Below are 19970 nucleotides of genomic sequence, written 5' to 3' on the forward strand. Positions count from 1 at the left end.
CCGGGCGGGCGACGGTCACGGGTGCTGCAGCGCGCTGCCGCCGCCCGCGCTCACGGACAGCGAGCGGAGGCCGTCCTCGGGCGCGCCGAGCGGCAGCTCGGCCTGCTCGAGCAGGTGCTTGCCGAGCTGGTCGTCGGGCGGGAGCTCGATCGGGTACTTCCCCGTGAAGCACGCGGTGCACAGCTGCGACGACGGCTGCTCGGTCGCCGCGATCATGCTCTCGGCGGAGATGTAACCGAGGGAGTCGGCACCGAGCGACTGCCCGATCTCGTCGGGCGACAGGCCGTTCGCGATGAGCTCGGCCCGGGACGCGAAGTCGATGCCGTAGAAGCACGGCCACTTCACCGGCGGGGAGCTGATCCGGACATGGACCTCGGCCGCGCCGGCCTCGCGCAGCATCCGCACGAGCGCCCGCTGGGTGTTGCCGCGCACGATCGAGTCGTCGACGACGACGAGCCGCTTGCCGCGGATCACCTCGCGCAGGGGGTTGAGCTTGAGGCGGATGCCGAGCTGGCGCAGCGTGTCCGACGGCTGGATGAACGTCCGGCCGACGTACGCGTTCTTCGTCAGGCCCTGGCCGAACGGGATGCCGGACTCGGCGGCGTAGCCGACCGCGGCGGGCGTGCCCGACTCCGGGACGGGGATGACGAGGTCGGCCTCGACGGGGTACTCGCGGGCGAGCCGGCGGCCCATCTCGACGCGCGCGGCGTGCACCGAGCGGCCCTTGATCGTCGTGTCGGGGCGGGCGAGGTAGACGTACTCGAAGACGCAGCCCGCGCGCTCGGTCGGGGCGAAGCGCTGGGAGCGCAGGCCGTCCGCGTCGATGGCGATGAGCTCGCCCGGCTCGACCTCGCGCACGTAGGACGCGCCGACGATGTCGAGGGCCGGCGTCTCGCTCGCGACGACCCAGCCGCGCTCGAGGCGGCCGAGCACGAGCGGGCGCACGCCCTGCGGGTCGCGCGCCGCGTACAGGGTGCGCTCGTCCATGAAGACGAGGGAGAAGGCGCCGCGGAGACGGGGCAGGACCTCGAGCGCCGTGGCCTCGAGCGTGTGGTCGGCGTCGCCCGCGAACAACGCGGTGACGAGCGCCGTGTCCGTGGTGTTGCCGCGCGCGAGCTCGCCACGGCGCTGGCTGCCGTAGCGCTCGGCCACGAGGTTGACGAGCTCCGCCGAGTTCGTGAGGTTGCCGTTGTGCGCGAGGGCGACCGTGCCCGACGACGTCGCGCCGAGCGTCGGCTGGGCGTTCTCCCACGTCACGCCGCCGGTCGTGGAGTACCGGCAGTGACCGACGGCGATGTGCCCGGTCAGCGCGTTGAGCGCCGTCTCGTCGAAGACCTGGGACACCAGACCCATGTCCTTGTAGACGAGGATCTGCTCGCCGTTGCTCGTCGCGATGCCGGCCGACTCCTGCCCGCGGTGCTGCAGGGCGTAGAGGCCGAAGTAGGCGAGCTTGGCGACCTCCTCGCCGGGCGCCCAGACGCCGAAGACGCCGCAGGCGTCCTGCGGGCCTTTCTCGCCGGGCATGAGGTCGTGGTTGAGAAGTCCATCTCCGCGGGGGGCCACGTACCTCAGTGTCCCACAGCGGCCTCGCCTGGCCGAAGCGCCGGGTCAGCGCGACGCGGTCGCGACGTGACGACGCAGCGCCAGCAGCGCACCTCCGGCCAGCACGAGGGCGAGCGCGACGAGAACCACGGTGCCGTCGGATCCCGTCTCGGCCAGGCCACCGCTGCTCCTGGCCTCGGAGATCGGCTTCGCAGAAGGCGTCGCGGTCGTCCCGGGCGTCGACGCGGTGAGCGAGGCGACGGGAGCCGGTGACAGACCCGGGGCCGGGATCGGCGCAGGGACGGGAGCAGGCTCTTCCGGCGTCACGCGGTCGAGGTAGACCCAGTCCACGGGCTGCGCGATCCCGGCGACGACCTGCCGCACGAACAGGATGTACTGGCTCGGCTGGTCCTCGGGGTGCTCCGGGTGCGGACCACCGGGGACGAAGCGGAAGGTGAAGGTCCCGTCGTCACCGGCTGTCACGTCGTAGTGCATGGTGGACAGGTCCACACCCGTGTACGCGAGGTCGATCAGCACCCTCGCGCCCGGGGCGAAGCCCGACCCCGTGAGGACGAACCCGTCGGACCGGTCGGCGTCGGTGAACGTCGTCCGGTCCACCTCGACCACAGGGGTCACGAGCTCGAGCGTGAACCAGCCGACCGTCCGGTACTCCATGGGTGCGAGACGCTCCTCCACCCACACCCGGTACTCGTCGGGCCGGAGGGCGGAGTCGTCCCCGTCGATCGTCCCGGGCACGAAGTGGAAGCTGAACGTGCCGTCGCCGCCGACCGGCACCTCGTGGTACGCGTCCGCCCAGTCGTCGCCTCCGGACGGGATCCAGAACACCATGTCCGCACCGGGCGTGTAGCCAGTACCGGTGAAAAGGAAGCCGTTCGCACGGTCGGCGTTCGTGAACGTCGTCCGGTCGATCTCGAGGACGGGCTCGGCAGCGAGCGTCGCCGTCCCCGGCTCAGGTCCGGGCTCGGCGCCGGTGGCCGCCTCCTGCGGCGTGGTGGTGGCCGTGCCGTCGTCGGAGGGCGCCGGAGCAGTCGCCCCCTCCGGCAGCGCCGCGGGCTCGCCCTGGGTCGCCTCCGGAGCCTTCACACCTTCGGCGGTCTCCGATGCGTCGACGCCCTCGGACGTCACCGGCGCCTCCGCGCTCTCCGTCGCGCCGGGAGCTTCCAGCTCCTCGGCCGTGGCCGGTGCGCCGACGAGTCCGGCGACGAGAACTCCCACGACCAGGGCGAGTACCGCGCCCCTCGAGCCTGCCCTGCGCTGTGTCACGTGCGTCCCCTTCATCGGTGGCTCGACGGCGCGGCCGCCTCAAGCCGCGGCGACAAAGTAGCAGGAGCCGGACTGTGACACGGGTGATCTTCGTCACGTCACGCCAAGAGAACGGCGCGGCCTCCCGGACGGACGGCGCCGAACGGAGGCGAGGGCGCCTAGCGGCGACCGCGCAGGCTCCGGCGGTCCGCGATCACGGCCCAGACGCCGGCGACCGCCGCGCCGAGCGCGGTGCACGTCACGAGGATGACGGTGAAGTAGACGCCGGGCTTGAACACCGGCGCTGCGGCGGGCGACTGCAGCCACGCCCCGCCGACGCCGAGTCCGACGACGAGGCCGAGCAGGATGCCCACCGTGAAGAAGGCGCGGTAGCGCGGGGCGCGCCGCACGGTGGCGCGGTCGACGACGCCCTCGACCTCGACCTCGTCGGCCCGGCCGGCGTCGGGCCGGGGCGCGCCGGCGGCCGCGTCGTCGGGCACGGGGGACTGCTCGCTGCTCACGAGGACGACCCTACCCGCGCTCCCTGGGAGCCGGCCGGGCACGGACGTCGTCGGCGGGCGGCGACGTGGTCGGCATCAACCCCGGTCGGCGTCGGCCCGTCGGGGGCGCGATCACGACGCACCGCGGCCCGGGTCCGTCGGACGGACCCGGGCCGCGGGTTCGGGACTGCGGTCAGGCCGTCAGCCGCACGTCGTGCCCTCGAACGGCACCTCGTACTCCTGCGTCACGCCGTCGAGCGTGGCGGTGAAGGTCACCGTGCCGCCCTCGACCGTCGTGGCGCGGGTGTTGAACGCCTGGTACGCGTTCTTGCCCGCCTGGAGGTTCGGGAACCGCTTGGTGCCGTACGGGGTCGTCAGGACGACCTCGACCGGCACGTCCTCCGCGCTCGTGGCGCGCGCGGCGACGTGGACGAACCTGCCGAGGCAGCGGGCCTGCGCCTCGAGACCGGTGAGCTCGACGGCCGGGGCCGCCGCCTCGACCGTCACGGGGATCCGCGCGGTCGTCCCGCTCGGCGACGCGACGACCCAGAGGTCGTACGCGCCCTCGGCGGTGCCAGCCGGCACGGTGGCGGTGAGCGTCGCCGCGCCGTCGGTGACGGTCGCGGTCGCGACGGGCTCGCCCGGCGCCGACGGGTCGAACGTGCCGTCGCGCGGCACGAGGTAGCCCGCGACCTCGGTGTTCTGCGGCGCCCCGAGCGACGTCAGGTCGAGGTGCGAGAGCTCGACGCTCACGTCCTCGCCCGCCGCGACCGGGCCGGGCAGCTCGCCGACGACAGCGCGCGACCGCGCGAACGACGGCGACAGCGGAGAGTTCTCCTGGAGGTACGCGATCCACGCCTCCCGGTCGACCAGACCGGAGTCGCGCGGGTCGGTGCCCTCGGTGAACACCCGGAAGTTGTCGCCGCCGGTCGCGAGGAACGAGAACGTCGCGACGCGGTACTCCGCCTCCGGGTCGATCGGCTCGCCGTCGATCGTCACGGACAGGACGTTGCCGCCCGGCTCGGCGTTGCCGTCGGCCGTGGCCGCCGTCCAGCTCACGTTGTCCGACAGCCCGAGCGCGAGGTACGGGCGCGACGGGCGCGTGCCGTCCTCGTTCGTCTGCCACTGCTGCTCGAGCATCTCGATCACCTGCGCGCCCGTGAGGGTCACGGTCCACAGGTTGTTGACGAACGGCAGGACCGCGTTGGCCTCGGCGTACGTGATCACGCCGTCCTCGCCCACGAGCAGCTCGTTGCGCAGGCCGCCCGGGTTGACGACGCCGAAGTCGGCGCCGCCGCGCGCGGGGTCGGCGAGCGTGTCGCGGAGCGAGTTCGCCACGAGGTTGCCCAGGGCGGACTCCGACGCGCGGTCGTCGCGCGTGCCGCCCGTCCAGACGCCGTCCACGTAGGACCCGCCGGCGAACGCGGTGGTGATGTCCGCCGTGACCTCGCCGACCGGCTGCGCACCGATGACCTCGGCCTCGGCGAGCGCGTCGGCGACGATCGTGCTGACCTCGGCGACGCGCGGGTACGCGGCGACGAGCTCGGCGTCGGGCGTCGTCGTGCGCGCGACGTTCGCCGCCGCGTGCTCGACCACGTCGCCCGTCTCCGTGTCCACGGTGAGCGTGATGTGGCCGACGAACTCGCCGTAGCTGCCCGTCTGCACGATCGGGCGCGTGGCGCCCTCGACGCCGGGCACGGGCGCCTCCCACGCGTACTGCTTGTGCGTGTGGCCGGTGAAGATCGCCGCGACGCGCGCGTCGGTCTCCGTGACGATCTCGGCGAAGGCGCCGCCTGCGGCGACCTCCTCCTCGAGCGTCGAGCCGTCCGGCGTGCCGGCGCCGGCTCCCTCGTGGACGAGCGCCACGACGACGTCCGCCTCGCCGTTCGCGGCGTCGCCGTCCTGGAGCTGCGCGGTGACGCGGTTCAGCGCCTCGACGGGGTCGCCGAAGTCGAGGTCCGCGATGCCCGACGGCGTGACGAGCGACGGCGTCTCCTGCGTGACGACGCCGACGAACCCGACCTGGACGCCGTCGATCTCGATGACGTCGTACTCGGGGAGGGCGGGGTTCTGCGTGCCCTTCTCGTAGACGTTCGCGCCGAGGTAGTTCCACTCCGCGGCGTCGGCCACGCGACCGGTGAGGTCGTCGAAGCCCTGGTCGAACTCGTGGTTGCCCACCGCGGAGGTGGCCAGGTCGAGAGCGTTCAGCACGTCGATCGTCGGCTGGTCCTCCTGGAGCGCCGACGCGAACAGCGAGGCGCCGATGTTGTCGCCCGCGGACACGAACGCCGTGCCGTCGGGGTTCGCGGCGCGCAGCTGCTCGACCGTCCCCGCGAACTTCACGGTGTTGCCGTCGATGCGCCCGTGGAAGTCGTTGATCGCGAGCAGGTCGATCGTCGTGGTGCCGGGCTCGGCGTCGCCGCCGAGCTCGAGGCCGACGAGGACCGGGTCGTGGTCGGACGACCGGAACGGCGTCGTGTCGTACAGGAGCGACGCGTTGTAGTTGTACCGCGAGTACTCGTTGGCGATCGGCTCGACGGAGTTGATGTTCCACACGTCGGTGCCCGTCACGGCCTCGGCCGCCGCCGGCGACGCGAAGACGTGGTCGAGCGACCCGACGTAGCCGTCGAAGAGGTAGGTCTGCTCGCCGGTCGTGGCGCCGAGGTCGACGTAGCCCGCGTCCTTGAGCACCTCGAGCGGGTCCTCCATGGAGTACGAGTTGAGGTCGCCCACGAGCAGGACCTTGTCCGTGCCGGCGTCCGCCGCGACGTCCTCGGCGAAGCCGACGAGCGCCGTGGCCTGCGCGACGCGCGAGGCGGTGAAGCGGCCCTGGCCGTCACCGGTGTCCTCGTCGCCCGGCAGCACCGGGTCGCCCGACCCCTTGGACTTGAAGTGGTTCACGACGACGAGCACGTCGTCCTCCGCGGAGCCGTCGAGCCCGTCGACCGGCTGGAACACCTGCGCGAGCGGCTCGCGCGCGTTGACGAACGCGGGGTCGTCGAGCAGGATCCGCGACTCCTCCACCGGCTCGGCGGCGTCCACCTGGTAGATGTACGCGAGGCGGATGACGTCCTCCTCGGCGGGCAGCGCGGCCGGCGACGGCACGAACGCCCACTCCTCGGCGCCCGCGTGCTCGTTGAGCGCCGCGACGAGGTCGGACAGCGCCTGGTCGCGGTCCTTGCCGAACCGGGCCGAGTTCTCGATCTCGGAGAGCGCGACCACGTCGGCGTCGAGCGCGTCGATCGCCGCGACGATCTTCGTCTCCTGGCGCTCGAGGTCCTCCGCCTCGGCCGCACCGCGCGCGGCGCAGCCCGTGCGGACCGTGACGGGGTCGCCCGCGCGGTCCGTGTAGTACTGGCAGCCGGAGAGCTGGTCGCCGGTCGTGGTGAAGTAGTTGAGCACGTTGAACGTCGCGACGGACAGGTCGCCGCCGACCTCGGCGGGGGCGTCCTCGCGCGTGTTCTCGAACGTCGCCGGCTGCACGGTCTCGGCGTTGCCGCCCTCGCCCGCGCGCAGGTGCGTCAGCGGCTGGAACGTCCACGCGTCGAAGCGGTAGTCGAGGACGACGGGCGTCGTGAACGTCACCCCGGCGCCCACGCGCGCGGGTGCGCCGCCCGTGAGGTACGGGAGCGGGACGGACTTGTTGTCCGACCCGTTGAAGTTCGTCGTCGCGCCGTCGTCGAGCACGACCGCGCGGGCCGCGCGGTCCGCGACGGCCGCCGCGGCCTCCGGGCTGCCCGGACGGCCGGCCGACGTCGGCTGCAGGAACGGCTCGGTGCCGGCGGCCAGCAGGAACGACCCGTAGTAGTTGGTGTCGTAGTTGTCGGCGATCGTGTAGTCGCCGGCGGGCGCGACGAGCATGCCCTCGAGGACCTCGCGCTCGGCGTCGGTCGCGGGGAACGCGACGGCGGCGGGCTTGACCTCCTCGGCGGGCTCGTCGAGCACCGACCAGCCGCCCGCGGCGGGCGTGATCTGCGTCAGCGTGAAGTACTCGCCGACCGTGCCCGTCACCTCGACGTGGTCGCCGGGCTGGACCTGCTCGGCCGCGGCGCGCGAGTACACGAAGACCGCGTCGGACGCGTCGTGGTCCTCGCCGAGGTCGCCGCCCGTCCCCTCGGTCTGGAGGTAGAAGCCGTCGTAGCCGCCGGTCGGGTAGGTCGCCGTGACGACGCCGCGCGTCGTGACGGTGCGGCCCGCGAGCGGGCTCGTGGCGCCCGTGCCCTGGATCTCGGCGATCGGGACGACCTCGCCCGGCTCGGGCTCGGGCTCCGGCTCGGGCTCGGTGCCGCCGCCGTTCTGCGGCGTCACGGCGTCGAGGACGACGAAGTCCGCGCCGTTGTCGTCGGTGTCCGCGGCGTCGGTCCGGTTGAGCGAGCCGCCCGCGTTGTTCGCGCGGCCCGCGGGCGCCGCGGAGGTCTCGAACGTGTTCGAGGAGCCGTAGCCGAGCAGGTCGACGACGCGCTCGTCGGCACCGGCGACGTCGCCCACGGGGAGCGTGACCGTGCCGGGCGCCGAGACGAGGGCGATCGTGCCGTTCTGGCCCTGGAAGTTGAGCCCGCCCGACGCGTCGGGCGTCGGCAGCGCCGACCCGTTCGAGCCGTTGGAGCCACCGGCGACGAGGTAGTGCCCGCCCGCCTCGATGGTGCCCGAGAGCGCGACGGTGCCGTGCGAGGCGCCGGTGCCCGACGCCGAGCGGTACTGGACGGACCAGCCGTCGAGCGAGACGTCCGCGGCGGTGGGGTTGTAGAGCTCGACGAACTTGTTGGTGAACGGCGCGTTCGCGCTGCCGCCGCTCAGGTAGGCCTCGTTGATCACGACGCCGGAGCCGTCCACGGCGGCGGGCACGGCGCCCGGTGCGGAGGCGGCTGCGGTGGCCGCGGTCGCGGAGAGCGGGAGGGCGAGCGCCGCGCTCAGCGTGCTCGCCACCACCACCCCTCTCCGTCGCCGCGGGTTGTGGTGATGGGACACGCCTGACTCCTTCATCTCGTGCGTTCGGCCCGGCAGCGCACCGTCCCCGCTCCCCCGGGCGGTCGACGTCCCTGCCAGAGCCATCGCACCGGACCCGCGTGAACGGTCGGTTGCCGCCGGATCACCACCGCGCGAACGTCGCCGCACGCCCTCGTGCGGCGGCACCCGCCCGGGCGGTCGCCGGTCGTCCCACGGACGCTAGCCCCGGGCACCCACGCCCGCCAGGTCTGGGCCCCGGGCGTGACGGATCCGTGACCGCCCGGTCGCGGGGCTCAGCGGCGGCGTGCCGCCTGCAGCGGCAGGAGGCCCGAGAGGTCGGCCCGTTCGCCCGACGCGCGCACGCGGCCGTCGGCCACGGCGTCGTCCCAGGCCACGCCACCCGTGACGAGGCCGAGCCACGTCTGGGGGTCGGTCTCGACGACGTTCGGCGGCGTCCCGCGCGTGTGGCGCGGGCCCTCGACCGCCTGCACGGCTCCCGCGGGCGGCACGCGCACCTCGACCGTGTGGCCCGGCGCGACGTCGGCGAGCTCCTCGAGCGTGAAGCGCACCGCCGTCGTCACGTCCCGGCGCTCCGCGCGCCCGTCCCGCCACGCGGCCAGGGCGAGACGTCCGGCGGAGGGGTCGGTGCGGCGTCGGGCAGGCATGCGGACAGGCTAGTGCGCGCCGCCGTCGGGTCGGGCGCGCACCTCGAAGCGGACGCGGCGCCCCGCGACCGACGCCTCGCGCAGGACCGCCCGCACCGGCTCGCCCAGCGGCAGGTCGACGCCCTCGACCGGGGCGCGCACGGCCGGGTCCGCGAGCACGACCTGACCGCGCCGCGGAGCCGTCGTCGCGGCGCCCTCGCGCTCGGCACGTCGCGCACGCTCGCGGTCGTCCTCGACGTCGACGACCACCGCGTCGAACTCCTCGCCCTCGCGGCCGGCGAGCACCGCGGCCTCGACGACGTCGACGATCGCGCGCTCGTACGCCCCGGCCCGCTGGCCGGTGCGGCCCATCGTGCGGGGCAGTCCGGGGAGCGCGTCGAGCACCCAGCGCGGCACCGGCTCCCCCGCGCACAGCGCGAGGCACACCTCGGTGCCGTAGCGGTCCACGAGCCGGCGCAGCGGCGCGGTGACGTGCGCGTACTCGGCCCCGATCGCCGCGTGGGCGGCGTCGTCCGGCACGCCGGGTTCCTGGCCCGTGCCGCCGAAGGCCTCGTACGACGCGCCGCGGAACAGCGACGTCGCCTCGGCGAGGAAGGCGGCGTGGCGCGGGAGGGCGGAGTCGAGCGTCGGGAGCAGGTCCGCGTACGCCGTCTCGCGCGGCCAGGAGATCCCGAGGGCCCGGGCGGTGCGACGCAACCGGGCGACGTCCCGCGCGTCGGCCGCGGGCAGGGCGCGGAAGACCCCGACGCCGCCCGCGCGCATGAGGCGCGCGGCCGCGATGCCCGTGAGCAGCGACAGCTGCGCGTTCCACGCCTCGACGGGCAGGGTCGAGCGGAAGACGAGGCCGAACGATCCGTCGTCGTGCGCGACGACCTCCTGCTCGGGCACTTCGAGCGACACCCCGCCGCGCTCGCGCTCGCGCGCGAGGCGCAGCTCGCCCACGGTGCGCAACAGCGCGAGCGGCCCGTCGGCGGGAGTCTCCCCGCCGCCACCGTCGACGCGCCCCTGCGCCTGCTCGTAGGTGAGGCGCTCGCGCGAGCGCACGACGGCGCGGCGCACGGTGGCGTCGACGAGCCGGCCGTCGGCGTCGAGCGCGATGCGCCACGCCGCGGCCGGGCGGTCCTCCCCCGGCAGGAGGCTCGCGACGCCCTCGGACAGCACGGCCGGGTGCAGCGGGGTGCGGCCGTCGGGCGCGTACAGGGTCGTCCCGCGCTCGTGGACCTCCGCGTCGAGCGCGCCGCCCGGCGCGACGAACGCGCCGACGTCCGCGATCGCGTAGTGCACGACGAACCCGTCGCCGTCCCGCTCGAGGTGCAGCGCCTGGTCGAGGTCCATCGAGCCGGGCGGGTCGATCGTCACGAAGGGCAGGTCGCGCAGGTCGACGCGTCCCCGGGGTCCGCCGACCGGCGCCCCGCCGTCGGCGGCGCCCCGCGCCGCCTCCTCCGCCTCGGCGAGCGCCTCGGGCGGGAAGCCGTCGGGGATCTCCATCTCGCGGCGCACCGCGGCGAGGGCCTCCTGGACGACGCGGGCGGCGCCGGGCGCCGGCTCCGGGACGAGACGCACGTGTCGGCTGGGCACGGACCGACCCTAGGCGATCAGACCACGCCGAGCGCGATCATCGCGTCGGCCACCTTGGTGAAGCCCGCGATGTTCGCGCCGAGCACGTAGTTGCCCGGCGCGCCGTACTCGTCGGCCGTCTCGACGCAGCGGTCGTGGATGCCCGCCATGGTCTGCGCGAGCCGCTCCTCCGTGTGCTCGAACGACCACGCGTCGCGCGACGCGTTCTGCTGCATCTCGAGCGCCGACGTCGCGACACCGCCCGCGTTCGCCGCCTTGCCCGGCGCGAACAGCACGCCGGCGTCCTGCAGGAGCGCGACCGCCTCGGGCGTCGTCGGCATGTTGGCGCCCTCGGCGACCGCCACGACGCCGTGGGTGACGAGCTGCTTGGCCGCGGCCTCGTCGAGCTCGTTCTGCGTGGCGCACGGCAGCGCGACGTCCGTCGGGACGTCCCAGATCGAGCCCTCGGTGACGAGGCGCGCACCGGGCCGCTGCGCGACGTAGTCCGCGACGCGGCCCCGCTGCTCCTCCTTGACGTGGCGCAGCAGGGCGAGGTCGACGCCGAGCTCGTCGACGACGTAGCCCGAGGAGTCGGAGAACGCCACGACGTGCGCGCCGAGCTGCTGCGCCTTCTCGATGGCGTGCACGGCGACGTTGCCCGAGCCGGACACGGTGACGCGGCGGCCGTCGAGGTCGCGGCCGGTCGTGGCGAGCATGCGCTCGGCGAACATCACCGTGCCGTAGCCCGTCGCCTCGGTGCGGACGAGCGAGCCGCCCCAGCTCACGCCCTTGCCCGTGAGCACGCCCGACTCGTAGCGGTTGGTGATCCGCTTGTACTGGCCGAACAGGTACCCGATCTCGCGCCCGCCGACGCCGATGTCGCCCGCCGGCACGTCGGTGTGCTCGCCGATGTGCCGGTAGAGCTCGGTCATGAACGCCTGGCAGAACCGCATGACCTCGCCGTCGGAGCGCCCGCGCGGGTCGAAGTCGGACCCGCCCTTGCCGCCGCCGATCGGCATGCCGGTGAGCGAGTTCTTGAAGACCTGCTCGAAGCCGAGGAACTTCACGATGCCCAGGTACACCGACGGGTGGAACCGCAGGCCGCCCTTGTACGGGCCGAGCGCCGAGTTGAACTCGACGCGGAAGCCGCGGTTGATCTGCACGCGCCCGGAGTCGTCCACCCACGGCACCCGGAAGATGATCTGCCGCTCAGGCTCGCACAGGCGCTCGAGGACCGCGGCCTCGACGTAGCGCGGGTGCTTCACGAGCACCGGGCCGAGGGAGTCGAAGACCTCGCGCACGGCCTGGTGGAACTCGGTCTCGCCGGGGTTGCGGCGCAGGACGTCGTCGTAGACGGACTGCAGTCGGCTGTCCATGGGGTGCTCCTGATGACGCGGTGGACGGAACCACGAACGGTACGCCCGTACCGGAAGCGCGCGCACGCGCGTCTCAGCCCGCAGCCCGGGACGCCGTCACCAGCTCCAGCCGCGGGCGCTCAGCTCGAGCTCCTCCCGGAAGCGCTCCTCGTCGCCGGCGCGCAGCCCGGCGCGCATCGGGACGTCCTCGACCGGGAGCCCGGTCAGCCGGCACGCCTCGCGCAGCAGCGCGTCGTAAGCGCCCTGGACGGCGAGGTAGTGGTGGGCGCGCGCGTACACGTCCGGGTCGGCCTCGAGGCGCCGCATCTCGGCCGCGAGCTCGCTGAGGCGCACCTGCAGCGCGAGCGTCTCGAGGGGGTCGGGGACCGGGTCCGGCCTGCGCCTGCGGAACCAGCCCCGACGGCGCGAGCCGCGGCCCGGGTCGCGCGGCTCGCGGCGCAGCACCCACCAGGCGGCGGCGACCGTGCTCGCCGTCGCGCACCCGACCATGAGCTGCCACGCCATCGGAGCCGACCTCTGCGCACGTCCACAGGAACATCTCGAGTCTAGGCACGTGCGGAGCCCGCACGCGCGGCCTCGGGCGGGACGCCTCAGCCGACCGGGACGTGCACCGTCGCGGCGATCGCGCGGTGGTCGCTGCCCGGCACGGCGAGCGAGCCGACGTCGGTCACGACGTGCTCCCGGTCCGTCACCACGTGGTCGAGGTCGAGCAGCGCGGGCGTGCCCGGGCGCAGCGACCACGACAGGTTCAGCCCGCGGCCGGCGCTGCGGGTCGCGTCGTGGAACCGGTCGCCGAGCAGGTCGCGGAACGTCGCGTGGTCGTAGGTCGAGTTGAAGTCCCCGACGAGCACCTGCGGCAGCGGGTCGTCGTGCGCACGGTCGCCGAGACGCAGCATCTCCGCGTGCCACTCGACGGCGAGCTCCGGCAGCGGCGGCACGGGGTGCACCGCGGTGACCCGCACCGGGACGCCGTCCACCTCCACGACCGCCGACGGCATGGCGAACGTCGAGAACTCCGTCGTGTCGACGCCCGAGAGCGGCAGCGCCGACCACAGCCCGCTGCCGGGAGAGCCCGTGCCGACCTTGGCGTCGGCGTGGTGCGGCAGCGCGTCCTCGATGCCGGCGTCGACGAGGCGCTCGCGGAAGTCCGTGGTCAGCTCGGTGACGGCGAGCACGTCGACGTCCTCGTCGCGCACCGTGCGCACGACGGCCTCGGCGTCGGCCTGCCCGAACCACGCGTTGACGCCGAGGACGCGCAGGGGTGCGGTCCCGGCGGGCGCCGCCGTCGGGCCGGGCGTGAAGAACGGCGCGAGCCAGACCGCGTGCGCCACGAGGCAGGGCGCGAGCAGCAGGACCACGAGCCGTCGTCGGGCGAGCGCCGCCCCGAGGAGCGTGAGCACGCCGAGGGCGCCCACCCACGGCGTGAGGCCCACGAGCTGGGCGAACGGCGTCACGGCGTCGAACGGCACCAGCCGGACGAACGTGAGGACGACGACGAGGCCCGTGAGCGTCGCGAGGACGCCGGTCACGACGGGACCTCCTGGGCGGCGGCGCGTCGTGACGCGTGCGGCGGTGGCCGTGGTCATGGCCGCATGCTGGCACCGGCGACCGCACGGCGTCACGCATCCCACGGCGCGGACGGCCGGATCTTCACCGAAACCGCCCAGCCGCGTCGGCCGGGGAACGCGTCGGGCCCGCGGCCACCGAGGTGACCGCGGGCCCGACGAGCGTGCGTCAGCCGAAGATGCGCGGCAGCGTCCCGCGGAACGCCTCGTCCGCCTCGCTCAGCGGCACCGTGAACAGGCCCTCGACCTCGAGCGCCTCGCCCGACTCGGCGGCCGCGGCCGGCTCGGTGCCGGTCTCGCCGATCTTGACGACCGGCACGCCGCGCGCGACGCACGCGTCGACGAGCTTCGACTCCTCGCCGCGGGGCACGGCGACGAGCGCGCGCGCCGTCGACTCCGAGAACAGCGCCTCGAACGGCGTCACGCCGTCGCGCTCGGTGACGCCCGCGAGCGACACGCTCGCGCCGACGCCGAACCGCAGCGACGCCTCGAGCAGCGCCTGCGCGAGCCCGCCCTCGGACAGGTCGTGCGCGGCGGAGACGAGGCCGTCGCGGCTCGCGTTGACGAGGACGCCGGCGAGCGCCTTCTCCGCGGCGAGGTCGACGCGCGGCGGCACGCCGCCGAGGTGGCCGTGCTCGACGTCGGCCCAGGCCGAGCCGTCGAGCTCGGCGCGCGTCGTGCCGAGCAGGTAGATGCTCTCGCCGGTCTCGCGCCAGCCGGACGGCGTCGCGCGGGCGACGTCGTCGAGCACGCCGAGCACGCCGACGACCGGCGTCGGGTGGATGGACGAGTCGATCTGCCCGGGCTCGCCCGTCCCGTTGTAGAGCGAGACGTTGCCGCCCGTGACGGGCACGCCGAGCTCGCGGCACGCGTCGGCGAGGCCCTCGATCGCCTCGACGAGCTGCCACATCGAGTCCGGGTCCTCGGGGGAGCCGAAGTTCAGGCAGTCGGTCACGGCGAGCGGGCGGGCGCCCGTCGTCGCGACGTTGCGGTACGCCTCCGCGAGCGCGAGCTGGGCGCCCGTGCGGGGGTCGAGCTTGCCGTAGCGGCCGTTCGCGTCGGTCGCGAGCGCGACGCCGAGGCCCGTGGTCTCGTCGACGCGCACGACGCCCGAGTCGTCGGGCTGCGCGAGCGCGGTGTTGCCCTGGACGAACCGGTCGTACTGGTCCGTCACCCACTCCTTCGACGCGAGGTTGGGCGAGGCGAGCAGGCGCAGCGCGGTCGCGCGCAGCTCGTCGCCGGTCTCCGGGCGGGCGAAGCGCTCCGCGGCGCCCTCCGCGCTGATCGAGTCGGCGTTGAGCCCGTCCTGCCACGCCGGACGCGCGTACGGGCGCTCGTAGACCGGGCCCTCGTGCGCGACCGTGCGCGGGTCGACGTCGACGATCCGCTCGCCGTGGTGGTCGATCGTCAGGCGGCCGGAGTCGTTGACCTCGCCGATGACGGCCGTCTCGACGTCCCACTTCGCGGTGATCGCGAGGAACTCGTCGAGCTTGTCGGGCGCGACGACCGCCATCATGCGCTCCTGCGACTCCGACATGAGGATCTCGCCGGCGTTGAGCGTGGGGTCGCGCAGCAGGACGTCGTCGAGCCACACGTGCATGCCGCCGTCGCCGTTGGAGGCGAGCTCCGACGTCGCGCACGAGATGCCGGCGGCACCGAGGTCCTGGATGCCTTCGACGACCTTCGCCGCGTAGAGCTCGAGGCAGCACTCGATGAGGACCTTCTCCATGAAGGGGTCGCCCACCTGCACGCTCGGGCGCTTCGCGGGGACGCCGTCCTCGAACGTCTCGGACGCGAGGATCGAGGCGCCGCCGATGCCGTCGCCGCCCGTGCGGGCACCGAAGAGGACGACCTTGTTGCCGACGCCCGAGGCGTTCGCGAGGTGGATGTCCTCGTGGCGCAGCACGCCGAGGCACAGCGCGTTGACGAGCGGGTTGCCCTGGTAGGAGCCGTCGAACACGAGCTCGCCGCCGATGTTCGGCAGGCCGAGCGAGTTGCCGTAGCCGCCGACGCCGGACACGACCCCGTGCACGACGCGCGCCGTGTCCGGGTGGTCGACGGCGCCGAAGCGCAGCTGGTCCATGACGGCTACCGGGCGGGCACCCATCGAGATGATGTCGCGCACGATGCCGCCGACGCCGGTCGCGGCGCCCTGGTACGGCTCGACGAAGGACGGGTGGTTGTGCGACTCGACCTTGAACGTCACCGCCCAGCCGTCGCCGATGTCGACGACGCCCGCGTTCTCGCCGATCCCGACGAGCAGGTGCTTCTTCATCTCGTCCGTGGTGGCGTCGCCGAACTTGCGCAGGTGGACCTTGGACGACTTGTACGAGCAGTGCTCGGACCACATGACCGAGTACATGGCGAGCTCCGCGGCCGTCGGGCGGCGCCCGAGGATGTCGCGGATGCGCTGGTACTCGTCGGGCTTGAGGCCGAGCTCGGCGTACGGCTGGACCTCGTCGGGCGTCGCTGCGGCGCGCTCGACGGTGTCGAGCGAGTGGCCGGGACGGGCGTCGGGGCGTGCGGAGGCCTGGGGTGCGGGGGCGGTCATCGGTTCCCTCGGGTGGGCGCTGAGCGGGAGCGCACGACGGCGCATCGCCAGTCTACCGGCGCATGTGGCTGCGACCTTTCTCACCCGGCCCCTCGCGGAGCGTCGCCACGGCTCGGCCGTCGTCGTGGGGTGCGATAGGACCGTGACCCGCTCGACCCCTCCGCGTCCCGCCACCGCGTCCGCCGCCGCGAGCGCCCTCGTCGACTCGCAGGTCGAGCGCCTGGGCCACGAGCTCACGCTCGTCGAGCGCCAGCTCTCCGGGTACTCGCGCCGCACCGGCGCGTACATGGGGCACGAGACGCTCGAGATCGTCGAGCCCGCGGTCGGGCGCTACCGGGACGAGCTCGTCGCCGAGCGCGAGCGCATCCTCACCCGCATCGGGGTGCTGAGCGCGATGCGCCGGGCAGTCCTGCACCCGGCGCTCGCGCAGCGCGCTCCCGAGCGGCCCGCCGTGCCGCGCGCGGCCTGACCGACCCCGTCAGGCGGCGGGCCCGTCCGCCGTCTCGCCCTCGTCGGTCCGCCGCAGGTACGGCTCGACGGCCGTGAGCGCCACGGCGACGACCGCCATCGCGAGGCCGACGCGCGTGTGCGGGAATCGCACGCCGCGTGCGCGCAGGCGCTCCCCGCGCCGGTGGACCCACTTCTCCCCCGCGACGGCGAGGGCGGTGCTCACGGCGACGGCGCCCACCCCGGCGAGCACGAGCACCGCCGGCCGCGCGCTCGACGGCGCGTCGTCGTCGGTCGCGTCCGCCGTTCCGGGACCGTCGGCCGTGGCGCCGTCGGAGGTGTCGGCGGCGACCCTGACGGCGGCGCGCGCGGACCGCACCGCCTCCTGCGCCTCGCGGCCCTCCGCGGTCGCCCGCACGGTGAGCACCGCGCCCGCCGCGCTGACCGCCGTCTTGGCGAGCGCGCGCGCCCAGCGCGGCCCGACGACGTCGGGCACGGCGTACCAGGCGAGCGTCGTCGCCCCTGCGGTCACGAGCGCCGCCGGGTCGACGGCTCGGCGGCTGGTGGTCTGGTCCTGGCTCATCGGTCTCCCTCGCGTCGGCGTGCTGCTCCCCTCGCAACGCCCGGCGAGGGAGCCGAGTTCCGGCACCGTGGCGCCCACTGACAATGCGATGGACGTGCGCGACCGCGCGCCCCACCCTGATCCCATGCCGCTGCGCCCGTCCCTGCTCGCCACGCTCGTCGCCGTCATCTGGGGCGTGAACTTCGTCGTCATCGACCTCGGCCTGGGCGATTTGCCGCCGACGCTCTTCGTCGCGCTGCGGTTCGTGGCGGTGCTCGTGCCCGCAGTCTTTCTCGTGCCGCGGCCCGCCGCCCGGTGGCGCGACGTGCTGCTCGTCGGCGCCTTCATGAGTCTCGGCCAGTTCGGCCTGCTCTACACCGCGCTCGCGCTCGGGATGCCCGCGGGGCTCGCGTCGCTCGTCCTGCAGGCGCAGGTCGGGCTCACGGTGCTGTTCGCCGCCGCGGCGCTGCGCGAGGTGCCGACGCGCCGGCAGGTCGTCGGCGTGCTGGTCGGCGCGGCGGGGCTCGTCGTCGTGGGCCTCGGCCGCAGCGAGACGACGCCGGCGCTCGCGTTCGTCGTCACGCTCGCCGCGGCGTCGTCGTGGGCGGTCGGGAACGTCGTCCAGCGCCGGTCGGGAGGCGCGGCGACCGGACGCTCGTGGACGGACGGGCTGTCGATGACGGTGTGGTCGGCGCTCGTCGTCCCCGTCCCCATGCTCGGTCTCGCGCTGTGGACCGACGGGCCGGACGCCGTCGGGCACGCGCTCACGCACCTCACCCTCGCGCCGGTCCTGTCCACCGCGTACACGGCGTGGCTCGCGAGCCTCGTCGGGTACGGGATCTGGAACGGCCTGCTGGCGCGCTACCCCGCGTCGGCGGTCGTCCCGTTCACCATGCTCGTGCCGCCGGTCGGCATGGCCGCGGCGTGGCTCGTGCTCGACGAGGTGCCGAACGCCGCGGAGGCGACCGGCGGCGCCGTCCTGCTGCTGGGCGTCGCGATCACGACCGGCGTCCTGCACCGGACGCCGGCGCGGAAGGGGGCGTTCGTGGCGACAAGCGGGCCGTGGAGGAGTCGAATGGAGGTCAGGGACGTCACGAGACGCGAAGGAGCCTCTCATGAGCCAGACGGCAGGGCAGACGGAGGCGGGTCCTGAGCGGCAGCAGGAGCCGGAGCTCCGCCGGGTCATGGGACCGAAGCTGCTGCTGCTGTTCATCGTCGGGGACATCCTCGGCACCGGCGTGTACGCCCTCACCGGGCAGGTCGCGGGCGAGGTCGGCGGCGCGGCGTGGCTACCGTTCCTCCTCGCGTTCGTCGTCGCGACGATCACCGCGTTCTCCTACCTCGAGCTCGTCACCAAGTACCCGAGCGCGGCCGGGGCCGCGCTCTACACGCACAAGGCGTTCGGCATCCACCTGCTGACGTTCGTCGTCGCGTTCATGGTCATGAGCTCGGGCATCACGTCGGCGTCGACGGCGTCCAACGCGTTCGCCGGGTTCCTCTCGGACGGCTTCGACCTCGGGCTCGAACCGGGCAGCGGCGGGCTCATCGCGATCGCGCTCGGGTTCATGACGCTCGTGGCGCTCGTCAACGTCCGGGGCGTCTCGGAGAGCGTGAAGACGAACGTCGTGCTGTCGCTCGTCGAGCTCTCCGGACTCCTGCTCGTCGTCTTCGTCGGCCTGTGGGCGATGACGCAGGGCCGCGCCGACTTCTCGCGCGTCGTGGTGTTCGAGAGCGCCGACGACAAGAGCGTGTTCCTCGCCGTCACCGCCGCGACGACGCTCGCGTTCTTCGCGATGGTCGGCTTCGAGGACTCGGTGAACATGGCCGAGGAGTGCACGCACCCGGTCCGCGACTTCCCGCGGATGATGCTCACGGGCCTGACGATCACGGGCGTCATCTACGTGCTCGTCGCGATCACCGCCGTCGCGCTCGTGCCCGTGGGCAACCTGGTCGACGAGTCGAAGGGGTCCGCGCTCACGCAGGTCGTGGCGGCCGGGGCGCCGAACCTGCCGTTCGCGACGATCTTCCCCTTCATCGGCATGTTCGCCGTCGCGAACTCCGCGCTCATCAACATGCTCATGGCCTCGCGCCTGCTCTACGGCATGGCCAACCAGGGCGTGCTGCCGCGCGCGTTCGGGCGTGTCGCGCCGACGCGGCGCACGCCGTGGGTGTCGATCCTCGTGACCACCGCCATCGCGTTCGCCCTCATCGTCTACGTCGTGCGGCAGTCGGCCACCGAGGGCGGCGCCAACGCCGTCGCGCTGCTCGGCGGGACGACGTCCCTCCTGCTGCTCGTCGTGTTCACCATCGTCAACGTCGCGCTGCTCGTGCTGCGCCGCCGGCCCGTCGACCACGAGCACTTCCGCACGAAGACGCCGCTCGCGGTGCTCGGCGCGCTCACCTGCGGCTACCTCGCCGGGCCGTGGGCACGCAGCGCCGACCAGCAGGAGCAGTACGTCATCGCGGGGGCGCTCGTCGCGCTCGGCGTCGTGCTGTCGTTCGTGACCTGGCTCTACAACCGTGCGGTGCGCAAGCGGCAGATCGCGTTCTCCGACGTCGCGCGGCTCGAGGACGAGGTCGAGGAGCAGTGACAGGGCCCGCGGGTCACGACGCCGCCGGTCACCGGGTCGCACGGCGGCCGCCGGGGCGCGTCGGCGTCGCGGACGCCGTCGCGTTCGCCTGCGAGATCGCCATGCTCGTGCTCGTGGCGGTCGCGGGGTGGCGGACGGGCTCCGGGGTGGACGCTTCCGCGCCGCTGCCGACGGTGCTCGGCGTCGTCCTCGCCGCCGCGCTCCCGGCCCTCGTGGTCGTCGTGTGGGCGCGCTGGCTCGCCCGCACCGCCGCGCACCGCCTCGCGCAGCCCTGGCGCCTCGACGCGCAGGTCGCGGTGCTCGTCGCCGCAGGGCTCGCCGTGGCCGGCGTCGGGCTCGTGTGGTGGGGCGTCGGCCTCGCGCTCGTGGGCACGACGGCGTTCGCCCTCACGCGCGACCGCTGA

The 19970-nt window shown here is 74.2% G+C and carries 15 protein-coding genes; 4 read left to right on the plus strand and 11 right to left on the minus strand.

The features are described 5' to 3' along the window. Nucleotides 1–15: 15 nt before the first annotated feature. From purF to purL, 10 genes are all read right to left on the minus strand, one after another. Nucleotides 16–1563, minus strand: coding sequence for an amidophosphoribosyltransferase (purF, locus tag JZ5iCDA_RS01205; RefSeq protein ID WP_069385452.1), 1548 nt, complete (start codon nt 1561–1563; stop codon nt 16–18). Between the two features lie 45 nt (nt 1564–1608). Then, nucleotides 1609–2778, minus strand: a complete 1170-nt coding sequence (locus JZ5iCDA_RS01210; RefSeq protein WP_069385453.1) for an LPXTG cell wall anchor domain-containing protein — start codon at nt 2776–2778, stop codon at nt 1609–1611. Between the two features lie 206 nt (nt 2779–2984). Next, nucleotides 2985–3326 carry a hypothetical protein gene (locus JZ5iCDA_RS19315; protein WP_069385454.1) on the minus strand — a complete coding sequence of 114 codons (342 nt, stop codon included), beginning with the start codon at nt 3324–3326 and terminating at the stop codon, nt 2985–2987. Between the two features lie 180 nt (nt 3327–3506). Further along, nucleotides 3507–8273, minus strand: a complete 4767-nt coding sequence (locus JZ5iCDA_RS01220) for an ExeM/NucH family extracellular endonuclease (RefSeq protein WP_253181902.1) — start codon at nt 8271–8273, stop codon at nt 3507–3509. A 272-nt stretch (nt 8274–8545) separates the two neighbouring features. Then, entirely contained in the window at nt 8546–8917 is a 372-nt protein-coding gene (locus tag JZ5iCDA_RS01225) for a sterol carrier family protein (protein WP_069385456.1), read from the minus strand. 9 nt (nt 8918–8926) lie between these two features. Continuing rightward, a complete protein-coding gene (locus JZ5iCDA_RS01230) occupies nt 8927–10495 on the minus strand; it encodes an RNB domain-containing ribonuclease (protein ID WP_069385457.1) in 1569 nt (522 codons plus the stop codon). A gap of 17 nt (nt 10496–10512) precedes the next feature. Continuing rightward, entirely contained in the window at nt 10513–11850 is a 1338-nt protein-coding gene (gdhA, locus tag JZ5iCDA_RS01235; protein ID WP_069385458.1) for an NADP-specific glutamate dehydrogenase, read from the minus strand. A 96-nt stretch (nt 11851–11946) separates the two neighbouring features. Beyond that, nucleotides 11947–12354, minus strand: a complete 408-nt coding sequence (locus JZ5iCDA_RS01240; RefSeq protein ID WP_069385459.1) for a hypothetical protein — start codon at nt 12352–12354, stop codon at nt 11947–11949. An 86-nt stretch (nt 12355–12440) separates the two neighbouring features. Next, complete coding sequence (locus JZ5iCDA_RS01245) at nt 12441–13436, minus strand: endonuclease/exonuclease/phosphatase family protein (protein WP_139122899.1); 996 nt, start codon at nt 13434–13436, stop codon at nt 12441–12443. 148 nt (nt 13437–13584) lie between these two features. Continuing rightward, a complete protein-coding gene (gene purL, locus JZ5iCDA_RS01250) occupies nt 13585–15966 on the minus strand; it encodes a phosphoribosylformylglycinamidine synthase subunit PurL (protein ID WP_069385461.1) in 2382 nt (793 codons plus the stop codon). A gap of 142 nt (nt 15967–16108) precedes the next feature. Here purL and JZ5iCDA_RS01255 point away from each other — a divergent pair, with 142 nt between their 5' ends. Next, entirely contained in the window at nt 16109–16435 is a 327-nt protein-coding gene (locus JZ5iCDA_RS01255) for a hypothetical protein (RefSeq protein WP_069385462.1), read from the plus strand. Nucleotides 16436–16444: 9 nt separating this feature from the next. On the opposite strand, the gene JZ5iCDA_RS01260 is transcribed toward JZ5iCDA_RS01255, so the two are convergent. Further along, the gene (locus JZ5iCDA_RS01260; RefSeq protein ID WP_069385463.1) at nt 16445–16996 is read right to left on the minus strand and encodes a hypothetical protein; all 552 of its coding nucleotides are present in this window, start codon (nt 16994–16996) and stop codon (nt 16445–16447) included. Between the two features lie 124 nt (nt 16997–17120). On the opposite strand from JZ5iCDA_RS01260, the gene JZ5iCDA_RS01265 reads away from it, so the two are divergent. Genes JZ5iCDA_RS01265 through JZ5iCDA_RS01275 form a run of 3 tightly spaced genes read left to right on the plus strand, consistent with a single transcriptional unit; the run spans nt 17121 to nt 19970 of the window. Continuing rightward, a complete protein-coding gene (locus tag JZ5iCDA_RS01265) occupies nt 17121–18128 on the plus strand; it encodes an EamA family transporter (RefSeq protein WP_083259521.1) in 1008 nt (335 codons plus the stop codon). Beyond that, on the plus strand, nt 18091–19566 hold the full coding sequence (locus JZ5iCDA_RS01270) for an APC family permease (protein WP_069385464.1): 1476 nt from the start codon (nt 18091–18093) through the stop codon (nt 19564–19566). The genes JZ5iCDA_RS01265 and JZ5iCDA_RS01270 overlap by 38 nt, the downstream gene beginning before the upstream one ends. Then, nucleotides 19563–19970 carry a YrdB family protein gene (locus JZ5iCDA_RS01275; RefSeq protein ID WP_069385465.1) on the plus strand — a complete coding sequence of 136 codons (408 nt, stop codon included), beginning with the start codon at nt 19563–19565 and terminating at the stop codon, nt 19968–19970. Before JZ5iCDA_RS01270 ends, JZ5iCDA_RS01275 begins: the two co-directional genes overlap by 4 nt.

It is taken from the genome of Cellulosimicrobium cellulans (assembly GCF_001722485.1).
Taxonomy (GTDB): Bacteria; Actinomycetota; Actinomycetes; order Actinomycetales; family Cellulomonadaceae; genus Cellulosimicrobium; species Cellulosimicrobium cellulans_A.

Excerpts from the sequence above, each read along its gene's own strand:
- JZ5iCDA_RS01245 (WP_139122899.1), bottom strand. The coding sequence starts at position 13,436 with ATGACCACGGCCACCGCCGCACGCGTCACGACGCGCCGCCGCCCAGGA.
- JZ5iCDA_RS01270 (WP_069385464.1), top strand. The coding sequence starts at position 18,091 with ATGAGCCAGACGGCAGGGCAGACGGAGGCGGGTCCTGAGCGGCAGCAG.
- gdhA (WP_069385458.1), bottom strand. The coding sequence starts at position 11,850 with ATGGACAGCCGACTGCAGTCCGTCTACGACGACGTCCTGCGCCGCAAC.
- JZ5iCDA_RS01240 (WP_069385459.1), bottom strand. The coding sequence starts at position 12,354 with ATGGCGTGGCAGCTCATGGTCGGGTGCGCGACGGCGAGCACGGTCGCC.
- JZ5iCDA_RS01225 (WP_069385456.1), bottom strand. The coding sequence starts at position 8,917 with ATGCCTGCCCGACGCCGCACCGACCCCTCCGCCGGACGTCTCGCCCTG.
- JZ5iCDA_RS01260 (WP_069385463.1), bottom strand. The coding sequence starts at position 16,996 with ATGAGCCAGGACCAGACCACCAGCCGCCGAGCCGTCGACCCGGCGGCG.
- JZ5iCDA_RS01265 (WP_083259521.1), top strand. The coding sequence starts at position 17,121 with ATGCCGCTGCGCCCGTCCCTGCTCGCCACGCTCGTCGCCGTCATCTGG.
- purL (WP_069385461.1), bottom strand. The coding sequence starts at position 15,966 with ATGACCGCCCCCGCACCCCAGGCCTCCGCACGCCCCGACGCCCGTCCC.